The 9,372-nt window shown below is 71.0% G+C and carries 14 protein-coding genes; 9 read left to right on the forward strand and 5 right to left on the reverse strand.

From position 1 onward, the window contains the following. Nucleotides 1-22: 22 nt before the first annotated feature. The 6 genes from ACYVIP_RS27105 (at nucleotide 23) to ACYVIP_RS27130 (ending at nucleotide 3,222) form a co-directional block, all read left to right on the forward strand. Nucleotides 23-391, forward strand: coding sequence for a TFIIB-type zinc ribbon-containing protein (locus ACYVIP_RS27105; RefSeq protein WP_460401251.1), 369 nt, complete (start codon nucleotides 23-25; stop codon nucleotides 389-391). 31 nt (nucleotides 392-422) lie between these two features. Further along, nucleotides 423-1,061 carry an AAA family ATPase gene (locus tag ACYVIP_RS27110; protein WP_460401285.1) on the forward strand — a complete coding sequence of 213 codons (639 nt, stop codon included), beginning with the start codon at nucleotides 423-425 and terminating at the stop codon, nucleotides 1,059-1,061. A gap of 95 nt (nucleotides 1,062-1,156) precedes the next feature. After that, on the forward strand, nucleotides 1,157-1,615 hold the full coding sequence (locus ACYVIP_RS27115; protein WP_460401253.1) for a helix-turn-helix domain-containing protein: 459 nt from the start codon (nucleotides 1,157-1,159) through the stop codon (nucleotides 1,613-1,615). Nucleotides 1,616-1,620: 5 nt separating this feature from the next. Further along, a complete protein-coding gene (locus ACYVIP_RS27120; RefSeq protein WP_460401255.1) occupies nucleotides 1,621-2,283 on the forward strand; it encodes a hypothetical protein in 663 nt (220 codons plus the stop codon). Between the two features lie 106 nt (nucleotides 2,284-2,389). Further along, nucleotides 2,390-2,683, forward strand: a complete 294-nt coding sequence (locus tag ACYVIP_RS27125; RefSeq protein WP_460401257.1) for a DUF2516 family protein — start codon at nucleotides 2,390-2,392, stop codon at nucleotides 2,681-2,683. After that, nucleotides 2,677-3,222 carry a YbaK/EbsC family protein gene (locus ACYVIP_RS27130; protein WP_460401287.1) on the forward strand — a complete coding sequence of 182 codons (546 nt, stop codon included), beginning with the start codon at nucleotides 2,677-2,679 and terminating at the stop codon, nucleotides 3,220-3,222. The genes ACYVIP_RS27125 and ACYVIP_RS27130 overlap by 7 nt, the downstream gene beginning before the upstream one ends. On the opposite strand, the gene ACYVIP_RS27135 is transcribed toward ACYVIP_RS27130, so the two are convergent. The 5 genes from ACYVIP_RS27135 to ACYVIP_RS27155 form a co-directional block, all read right to left on the reverse strand. Next, entirely contained in the window at nucleotides 3,219-3,593 is a 375-nt protein-coding gene (locus ACYVIP_RS27135; protein ID WP_460401259.1) for a hypothetical protein, read from the reverse strand. The two genes, ACYVIP_RS27130 and ACYVIP_RS27135, sit on opposite strands and share 4 nt — an antisense overlap. 32 nt (nucleotides 3,594-3,625) lie before the next feature. After that, nucleotides 3,626-4,573 carry an isopenicillin N synthase family dioxygenase gene (locus tag ACYVIP_RS27140; protein ID WP_460401261.1) on the reverse strand — a complete coding sequence of 316 codons (948 nt, stop codon included), beginning with the start codon at nucleotides 4,571-4,573 and terminating at the stop codon, nucleotides 3,626-3,628. Further along, a complete protein-coding gene (purU, locus tag ACYVIP_RS27145) occupies nucleotides 4,573-5,439 on the reverse strand; it encodes a formyltetrahydrofolate deformylase (RefSeq protein WP_460401263.1) in 867 nt (288 codons plus the stop codon). Before purU ends, ACYVIP_RS27140 begins: the two co-directional genes overlap by 1 nt. Beyond that, nucleotides 5,436-6,182 carry a maleylpyruvate isomerase family mycothiol-dependent enzyme gene (locus tag ACYVIP_RS27150; RefSeq protein ID WP_460401265.1) on the reverse strand — a complete coding sequence of 249 codons (747 nt, stop codon included), beginning with the start codon at nucleotides 6,180-6,182 and terminating at the stop codon, nucleotides 5,436-5,438. The genes purU and ACYVIP_RS27150 overlap by 4 nt, the downstream gene beginning before the upstream one ends. Before the next feature lie 67 nt (nucleotides 6,183-6,249). Then, nucleotides 6,250-7,023 (reverse strand): MerR family transcriptional regulator, encoded by a 774-nt coding sequence (locus tag ACYVIP_RS27155; RefSeq protein WP_460401267.1) that lies wholly within the window; start codon nucleotides 7,021-7,023, stop codon nucleotides 6,250-6,252. 100 nt (nucleotides 7,024-7,123) lie between these two features. Between ACYVIP_RS27155 and ACYVIP_RS27160 the strand changes: the two genes are divergently transcribed. The 3 genes from ACYVIP_RS27160 to ACYVIP_RS27170 all read left to right on the forward strand — a co-directional run. After that, nucleotides 7,124-7,420: a DUF6403 family protein gene (locus ACYVIP_RS27160; protein WP_460401289.1), complete on the forward strand. Its 297-nt coding sequence runs from the start codon at nucleotides 7,124-7,126 to the stop codon at nucleotides 7,418-7,420. After that, nucleotides 7,413-8,756 carry a hypothetical protein gene (locus ACYVIP_RS27165; protein WP_460401269.1) on the forward strand — a complete coding sequence of 448 codons (1,344 nt, stop codon included), beginning with the start codon at nucleotides 7,413-7,415 and terminating at the stop codon, nucleotides 8,754-8,756. The genes ACYVIP_RS27160 and ACYVIP_RS27165 overlap by 8 nt, the downstream gene beginning before the upstream one ends. Further along, nucleotides 8,753-9,372, forward strand: a 620-nt coding sequence (locus ACYVIP_RS27170; RefSeq protein ID WP_460401271.1) for a hypothetical protein, incomplete at its 3' end; no start/stop codon positions are given. The genes ACYVIP_RS27165 and ACYVIP_RS27170, both read left to right, overlap by 4 nt.

Here is a 9,372-nt window from a genome sequence, read left to right on the forward strand (position 1 = left end):
TGGTCTGCGTACTGTTGTCTGTGTGATTTGCCCGAAGTGTCAGAACACGATGCGCACCGTGGACCGCCAAGGCATCCACATCGACCAGTGCGACAGCTGTCGCGGGATCTTCCTGGATCGGGGTGAGCTCGAGTCGATCCTGAACGCCGAGCGTCAGTACTCCGCCCAGGCCGCGCCGCCGCCGTACCAGCCGGGTCCGGGTGGTGGCCCGCCGCCGCCACCGCGTCCCGGTGGCGGTGGCTACTACCGGGATTCCCCGCGTGGCCACGGCTATTCCGACTCGCCCCGCGGCCACGGCTACTCGGACTCGCCGCGTGGTTACGGCCACGGCGGTGGCCATCACGGCGGCCACCGCAGGCGGAAGAGCTTCCTGGAGGGTTTGTTCGACTGAGCGGCGAGTCCGTGCCACACCGATGAATCCCATGATCTGTGCCGGCTGCGGAGTGTGGACCGACGAGCCGGAACTCGTGCTCGACAGCGCCGGGACGGTGCTCGCGTGTGTCTCATGTGGACACCGGGAACCGTTCCGGCGTTTACCACTTTTCGCACTGACCGGCCCGAGCGGTACCGGCAAGTCCACCGTCGGCAGGCTGCTGGTCGACCTGCTGCGTGACCGGTGCGTCGTGCTGGAGCAGGACCTGCTGTGGGTCGGCGCGCTGCGCGACCCGACCGGGGACTCCGCGGCGTTCCGCCAGACCTGGCTGCGCCTGGCCGCGAGCATCCAGCAGAACGCCCGGCCGGTGGTGCTGTGCGGCACCGTCGCGCCGCCGCAGTTCGAGTACTGGCCGGAGCGGGTGCTGTTCACCGACATCCACTATCTGGCGCTGACCTGTGCCCCCGAGGTGCTGCGCGCGCGGCTGCGCGCCCGCCCGGCGTGGCGCGGCTGGGACGCCGAGCGCATCGAGGAGATGCTCGAGTTCAACGACTGGGTGCTGGCCAAAGGTGGCGAGACCACCCCGCCGATGCGGCTGCTGGACACCACCCAGCGCACCGTCGCGGACACCGCCACGGTGGTCGCCGACTGGGTTCGCGGCCTGCTACCGCCAGTCGCGTCACTGTGACCGCACCCACGTGACCTGCGCAAGCATCGCGCTTGCAACTGCTAGCAACCCGGCGTACGGTCGTTGGTGAGAGCAAACGAGGAGGTGCGGCCACGATGGGTTCGACCGGAGAGTCGGGAATCGACCAGGTCACCGGCAGGGTCGCCGACCTCGGACGGGACATCGGCGAGTACATCAAGCAGCAGCGGGCGTCGGCCAAGATCTCGCTGCGGCAGCTGTCCAAGCTCGCCGGGGTGTCCAACCCCTATCTCAGCCAGATCGAACGGGGCCTGCGGAAGCCGTCCGCGGAAATCCTCCAGCAGATCGCCAAGGGCCTGCGAATCTCGGCCGAGGCACTGTACGTGCAGGCCGGCATCCTCGATGTGGTCGCGGGTGGCCCGGTGGTCGACGCGGTGCGTGCCGACGACGCGCTGAGCGAACGACAGAAGCAGATCCTGCTCGACGTGTACGAGTCCTTCCGCGGGGAGAACGAGACAAGAGTCCCATCCACACCATCGGGGTCCGATGTGGACGGTGAACGACCAGGCCGAACGGACCCCGAATCCGAGGAGTGAGACAGATGGTCGCATTGCCCAAGACCGAGGATGTCCGCAAGGCGGGTGAGCAGGCCGCCGAGGTGCTGCGTACGCCGCTGCTGGCCGCGCTTGGCGCCGGTGACCTGGCCACCCAGGCTGTGCGGGACGCGGTGAACCGCACCCGCGACCGGGTCAACGACGGTGCCGGTGCCGCCAAGGGCGCGGTCGACGAGCTGCCCCGTGACCTGGCCGGCGTGCGGGAGAAGCTGGACCCGTCCGAGCTGCGCAAGCTGGTCGACGAGTACACCGAGGCCGCGCAGAAGCTGTACCAGAAGCTGGCCGACCAGGGCGAGGACACGCTGACCAAGCTGCGTGCCCAGCCGCAGGTCCGCAAGTCGTTCGACCAGGTCGAGGAGGCCATCGCCGCCCTGCAGACCAGGCTCGGCGACGCCGCGGGCGACGCCCGCGAGCTGGCCGACGAGGTACTGGCCAAGGTCACCCGCCGCACCCGCTCGGTCGGCGAGAAGACCGCCCGCGCCGTGCAGCAGCGCTCGACCGAGGCCGCCGAGACCGTGGAGCGCCTCGGCGACGAGGTCGCACACGAGGCCCGCAGCGTGTCCCGCAAGGCCGCGAACCGGACCGCGCCGCGCAAGCCGGCGACCGGCACCCGCAGGAACAACGCGGTCCGGCCCAAGACCGACAAGTAGCCCTGTTCCGTCCGGGCGCGCCCCGCACCAGCACGGTGCGGGGCGCGCCCGCAGGTCGTTGGCGGTCCGCTGGTCACCCGCTCGGGTGCGCACGTAGTCTGGGGTCGTGCCAGACGAAGCGCTGTTGATCCTGCAGATCATCGACTGGGCCGCCGTGCCAGTCGGGGTCTTCGCGTTCATCCACGCCCTGATGCAGCGTCCGGACGCGTATGCGGCGATCGATCGGTTCACCAAACCCGCTTGGCTCGGTATCACCGGCGGCGCGGCCGTCGCGCTGCTGCTGTTCAGCTTCGCCGGGATCGGGTGGATCTTCTGGATAGCCGGTCTGGTCGCGGCGCTGGTCTACATCGTGGACATCCGCCCCCGGCTGATCGAGGTCCAACGCGGGCAACGCTGGTGAGCTGGACGATCGCGGGCTCGTTGGCGGTCGAACCAGCCGCCGACCGCCCGGACCTGCTCGGCGACCCGGTAGCCAAGGCGCTGGCCGCGCTCGCCGACGCCGACCGCCTCGGCGTGGCCGCGATCGACCCCGAGCTGGCCGACACCGCCGAGTTCTGCGCGCACTACGGCTCACCGCTGTCCGCGTCGGCCAACTGCGTGGTGGTCGCCGGCAAGCGGGCGGGCGAGGAGCGGTTCGCCGCATGCCTGGTGCTTGCCACGACCAGGGCCGACGTCAACGGCGTCGTGCGACGCAGGCTCGACGTGCGCAAGGCGTCGTTCGCGCCGATGGACACCGCGGTCAAACTAACCGGGATGGCCTACGGCGGCATCACGCCGATCGGCCTGCCCGAGGGCTGGCCGATACTGGTGGACGCGGCCGTCGCGGCGGCGCCAGAACTGATCATCGGCAGCGGGATCCGGGGCAGCAAGCTGCTGGTCCCCGGCGAGGTACTGGCCACCCTGCCGGGCGCCGAGGTCGTCGAAGGGCTCGCCCGCTAGGTGCAGGCCTTGGTCAGGGCCTCGATGCGTTCTGCGTTGCGTTTGGCCCAGCCGGCGATCACTGACAGGTCCTCGAAGCGTTCGTGCTGTACCTCGACGTAGGAGTCGGCCAGGGTGAGCAGGGAGCTCTGTACGTCCTGGTCGCCGACGTTCTCCGCCAGTTCGCGTAGGCGTTGTTCCTTGTCCTCGGCGCGGGCGCGGAGTTTCTCCGGGTCCACCAGGGGGTTCAGGTCGGTGAGGCCGAGTGCCTCGGTGCACACCGACGCCTTGTCGGTGACCTCGGCTGCCTGGTCGACCGCTTCGCCTACCTCGGAGCAGCCGGTGACGAGTAGCGCGGCAGCGAGCAGCATGCCGGGGACCAGCGGACGCATGGTTCCAACCTACCGTTGCCCGCCCGGCTCGTTCAGGTGAGATTCTCTCGCAGCTGGGGGAATACCTTCGCCACCTTCGCGGTCAGGTAGTCACCGTAAGTGCCGGTGAACGCCAACGGGTTGGCGCCGTCCCAGCGTCGTCGCCCGCCGGCGTCGGTCGCGGCGCGGTCGGGCAGGGGCGGTACCTCGGCGAGGAAGTCCGGGTCGAGGAAGAACGGGAACGACAGCCGGTCGCGGCCGCTGGTGTTGCGCACCCGGTGCGGGGTCGACCGGTACCAGCCCGCGGTCAGCCGTTCCAGCATGTCGCCGATGTTGCACACGAACGTGCCGGGCAGCGGTGGCGCGTCGAGCCATCCGCGTGGGGTGTGTACCTGTAGGCCGCCGTTGTCGTCCTGGCCCAGCAGGGTCAGCAGGCCGTAGTCGGTGTGTTCGCCGACGCCCCAGCCGGGATCCGTGGGGGGCGCCGGTGGGTAGTGGAAGATCCGGAACAGCACGGTCGGCGCCGCGGTGTAGCCGGCGGCGAAGTACTCGGCCGGTAGGTCGAGGCTGAGCGCTATGCCGCGCAACACCTGCTGGCCCGCGGCGGTCAGGGAGTCCAGATAGGACAGTACGAGCGGGCGTAGTTCCGGGACCTGACTGGGAAACAGGTTCGCGCCGTGCAGTGCCAGCCCGGCGCGGGGGTGGTCCTTGGCCAGTTCGGCGCCGAAGTACAGGCCCTCCTTCAGATCCCGTTGGCCTGAGGTCAGTTCGGCGCCGACGGGAAAATAGCCCCGCCATGCCCGGCCGCCGCGGGACATGGCGATCTCCAGTTTCTGCCGCTCCGGTAGCGCGAAGAACCGTCTGCTGGCGGCGTCCAGTTCGGTCCGCAGGTCGGCTGGCACGCCGTGGCCGGTGACGTAGAAGAAACCGGTGTCCCGGCAGGCGTCCGCGATCGGCGCGGCGGCGGCCGCCGGGTCGGTGATGTCGATGACCGGCAGCATCAGAAGATCACCGTCTTGTCGCCGTGGACCAGGATCCGGTTCTCCAGATGCCAGCGCAGGCTCCGCGCGAGCACCACCTTCTCGATGTCCCGCCCCCGGCGCACCATGTCGGTGATCGAGTCGGCGTGCCCGACGCGGATCACGTCCTGGTCGACGATCGGGCCGGCGTCCAGGTCGGCGGTGACGTAGTGACAGGTCGCGCCGATCAGCTTGACGCCTCGGCGGTGCGCCTGGTGATAGGGCCGCGCGCCGGCGAACGAGGGCAGGAAGCTGTGGTGGATGTTCAGCGCCCGGCCGGCCCACGCCGCGCACAGCTCGGCCGGCAGGATCTGCATGAACCGGGCGAGCACGATCGCGTACGGGTCGTGCCGGTCGACCAGGCCGGCCACCTCGGCGAACGCGGCCGCCCGCCCGTCGGGGTCGCCGGCGGGGAAGGGCACGTGGTGGAACGGGATGCCGTGCGCCTCGGTGATCGCGGCCAGGTCGGGGTGGTTGCCGATGACCGCCGGCACGTCGACGTCCAGCTCGCCGGAGGCCACCCGGCCGAGGATGTCGTAGAGGCAGTGGCCCTCCTTGGACACCAGGATGACCACCCGCCGCCGCCACGCGGTGTCCATGATCCGCCAGTCGCTGTGCGCGGCCAGCCCGGCGGCCAGCTCGCCGAACCGGGTCCGCAGCTCGTCGACGTCGACGGACAGGGTGTCCGCGTCGATCACCTGGCGGGTGAAGAACCAGCCGGTGTCCTGGTCGGTGTGGTAGGCCGCCTCGACGATCGTGCCGCCGAGCTCGGCGAGGAAGGTCGTGATGCCGGCCACGATGCCGATCCGGTCCGGGCAGCCGAAGGTGATCACGTAACGGCGGCTCATGGTGCGCGCAGCGCCTCGACCAGTGCGCGGTCGCCGGTGGTGATCGCGGTGCTCGGCCGGTGCCAGGCTGCGCGGTAGACCGCGTCGGCGGTGCCGACCACCGAGGCGTCGGTGTCGATCTCGGTGGCCGGGCCGATCTCGGGTGGCGCGCCCGCCGTCAGCCGCACCTGCCAGGCGCGGCCGGCGTCGGCGGCGTGGAACAGCACGGTGCCCTCGACCTCGACCGGCCGGCGACGGAGCTGGGGCGGCACCATCAGCACGACCACCTCGTCGATCCCGTCGGCGGCGAACTCGGGCGCGAACACCAGTGACGGCAGGGCGTCCGGGCGGTCGGAGCGGGCGCGGGCGTGTTCGGCGTCGAGCCGGTGGATGGCGGTCTCGTGTGCCTGGCGGCGGGCCCAGAACGCCGCGGTCGACTCGACGTCGGGGTGGAAGACCCAGGCCGGCCTGTCCGGATCGCTGGTACGCAGGCGGTCGAGCATCGTCGCGACCTGCTCGTCCCACCACGGCAGCAGGTCGTCCCACAGCGGCGGCGCCTGGTCCGGGTGGATCTCCGGCGCGGAGGGCACGGAGCCGAGCGCGTGGGTGACCCAGTTGTGCACCTTCGCGATGTGCCGGACGAGGTTGCGCACTGTCCACTCAGGACAGGTGGGCACCGGCTCGTCGGGGCCGGCGGCGACCGCCGCGGCCCGCATGGCGGACGCCTGGTGCTCGATCTGCTCGAGGAAATCGCCGTACTCCACGCGTGGAGGATAGGCCAGCCGGCACCACCGGTCGGGAGATCCGCGGCGCTCCCGCCCGGTGGTACGGCTAGTCGAGCCTGGTCCTGGCGAACTCGGCCATCGCCGCGCGCAGGAACTCGGCCAGGCGCGGGTCGGTCCGGTCGAAGTTCTTCCGGAACCTCGGGTCGTCGGCGTAGACGTCGCCGAGACCGGTGTAGGACTCCCGGTTGGGCGTCCACATCCCGGACAGCCACCGGTGGTGGCCCTCGATCACCGTCTGCACCTCGGCGTCGGCCGGGGTGTGGCCGGCGTCGATCAGCTCGACCAGTGCGCCGAGTTGCTCGGCCCACTGCTGGCCGTTCTCCTGCCACCACTGCTTGGCGCCGCCGGTCTGCTTCGCGTTGGCGGCGTCCACCTGCTCGGCGCCCCACCGCTGCCGGGCCTCCTCCTGGAGGGCCTCCTGACGACCGGGGTCGTCGAAGCCGTCGAACCAGTGCGCCATCGATTTCGCGTTCATTCGCTCACCTCCTCTCGGTTCTGCCAGCTCGTCGATCGTTCGCGAGACGGTGTTGGCCAACCGCTGGAACCGGTCGCGTTCGGCGAGCAGCCACGAGCGGTGCATGCGCAGTACCTCGACCCGGTCACGGCCCTGGTGCACGATCTCCGCGATCGCGTCCAGCCCGACCCCCAGCTCACGCATGACCAGGATCTGCTGTAGCGCCAGCAGTTGCTCCTGCTCGTAGTAGCGGTATCCGTTCGCGCCGACCCTGGCGGGCGGCAGCAGCCCGATCTCGTCGTAGTGCCGCAGGGTCCGGGACGTCACCTTCGACATCCGGGCCACCTGCGCGATCGACCAAGCCATGACCCCAGGATAGAAGTTGACGTAACGTCAAGGTCAACTCTTCAAGGGAACCGCCCAGTGATACCGCGCGTCGATCTGTAACAGTGTGCGGGTGACCTGGATGATCTGGCTGTTCGGCTCGTTGCTGCTGGTCGCGGCCGGGTTCGCCAGCGCGTATCTGCCGCGGTTGCGTGCTCGCGACCTGCGGCGGCGCGCCGCGTGGTCGACCGCGCGGGCGGCCATCGACTCAGCAGGGGTGAGTCGAGACGCCTGCGCGGTCGACCTGCCGGCGGCCGAGGAACTGCTGCGCGGCGCCGAGCTGCTGGCCGCGGCCGGCGGTGGGACCGACGCGGCGCGGGAGGCGACCGAGTCCGCGGAGCGGGCCGACCGGTTGTGGCGGGAGGCCACCGATGAGTAAGGCGATAGCCAAGCAGTACCTGCGCTGGGGCCTGCTCGCGGTCGCGGTGACCGTGCTCGTGGTCTTCGTGATCTCCCAACAGCAGAGCGCCGACATCAGCTACGGCCGATCGCCATCGGACGACTCCTCGGTCAAGGAGGGCTCGGCGGGCGAGCTGTCCGACACGACGCTGCCGTCGGTCGAGGAGATGACGGCCATGCTCGAGCGGGACCGCGTGGTCCGCCTCCCCGGCGCGATCGCCGACTTCGACGAGCGGGTGCTCGCCGAGGACCTGGCCGGCGAGATCGACGGCGATCCGGTACGGATCCTCGTCGCGCCGCCCGGTCTCGACAAGGAACAGCGCGCGCGGGTCAACGAGGTCGAGATCGCCACCGTGCGGATCATCGGCACCCAGGTGAGCGGCGGGATCTACGAGGTCACCAACGACGACCTCGCCGGCTGGCGGTCGCAGTTCGTCACCGGGGACGTCACCGGCATGATCCGGGCGCTGCTCGCCGGGATGCGCGACCAGGAGTCGCCAACCGACGAGGACGAGGTCACCTGGCGGCCCCCGACCGAGGCCGAACTGGCCCCGGTGGCCGCCGACCTGCGCGCGGGCCGGTTACACGCCGCGCCCGGCGCGCGGATCGACACCCTGCCCAAGGTCGCCGACGAGGACGGGCTCGAGGGCGCGCTGTTCGCGGTGTTCCCCCAGCAGCCCATCGGCCAGCCGGTGCCCGAGTACGGCCCGGCGCTCACCAAGCTGTTCCCGGACACCCAGCTCTACGTGATGTACGGCAACTGGATCTCCTACTACGGCCCGCACGCCGCGGAGTTCGCCGACGTGGTGAACGGCAGCTACTACGGCCAGTTCGCCAGCAGGCTGAGCGGGTTGGCCTACCCGCAGGAGAACGTGCTGCACGCCTACCTCGGCCGGGTGCTCGACGTGCGCTACGCGGGGCTGTTCGACCGGCCGCTGCCCTACCAGCCGTTCGACCCGCTGCGGGTCGCGTTGCCCGCGCTGCCGTGGCTGTTCGCCGTCTGCGTGCTCGGCTTCCTGGTGCTCTCCACCCGATCGCTGTTCGGCGGTGCCGGTGGCGGGTCGCGGCGGCCGCCCGCTCGTCTGGCCGGGCTGACCACGCTGGCCATCGAGCTCTCGGCGCTGTCCCGCGACCCGGCACTGGTCCGCGGCATGGGCAAGCTCGAGGCCGCGCGTTCGGCGCTCGTCGAGCAGCTGCCGGCCAGACAGGTGTCCCGGCTGCTCGGCGACGCGGAGGCCGAGCTGGACACGGTCGCCCGCAAGCTCGGCCGGGCCGACTACCGGCCGGCCACCTACCTCGCGGGGGGCGTCTCGTGATTCCGCTGCTGTCCCAGCTGGCCCGTTCGGTGTTCGCGTTCGCGGTGCTCGGCTGTGTGGTGCTCGCCGGCTGGGCGCTGTGGTCCGCCGGCCTGCTCGAGGGCAGGATCGCCAGCGAGGTCCGCACCTCGTCGGTGTACGCGGCCCCCGGGATCGAGCTGGACGAGCAGGCGGCGGAGCGGATCATCGGCAACCGCAGGCTGGTGGCGGTATTCCTGGACGAGGGCACCGACGCGGCGGACGCCTGCGACGACGTGGCGCGGGCGGCCGACGGCACCGTGGTGATGTTCCTGACCCCCAACGACGAGGGCGAGTTCAACCGCTACGGCTGCGCCCAGTTCGGTGGCGAGGACGACTTCGGCAACCAGTACGTCGCCGAGGCGATCATCGGCAACGGGGTCGACCAGTTCGCCGCCGAGCCGCTCACCGCGATCAAGGTGATGGCGGTGAACTACGACCAGCTGGTGCGTGCCGGCATCGCCCCCGACGGCGGCCGGTCCATCACGCCGTCGCTGCCCCGGTACCTGGTCGCGATCGCCGCGGTCGGCGCGGTGCTCGCCGGTGCGGCGTTCGCCTACCTCGGTGCCCGCGCGGCCGGCAGGCTGGCCGCGGCCCG

This window comes from Actinophytocola sediminis, from assembly GCF_054779715.1.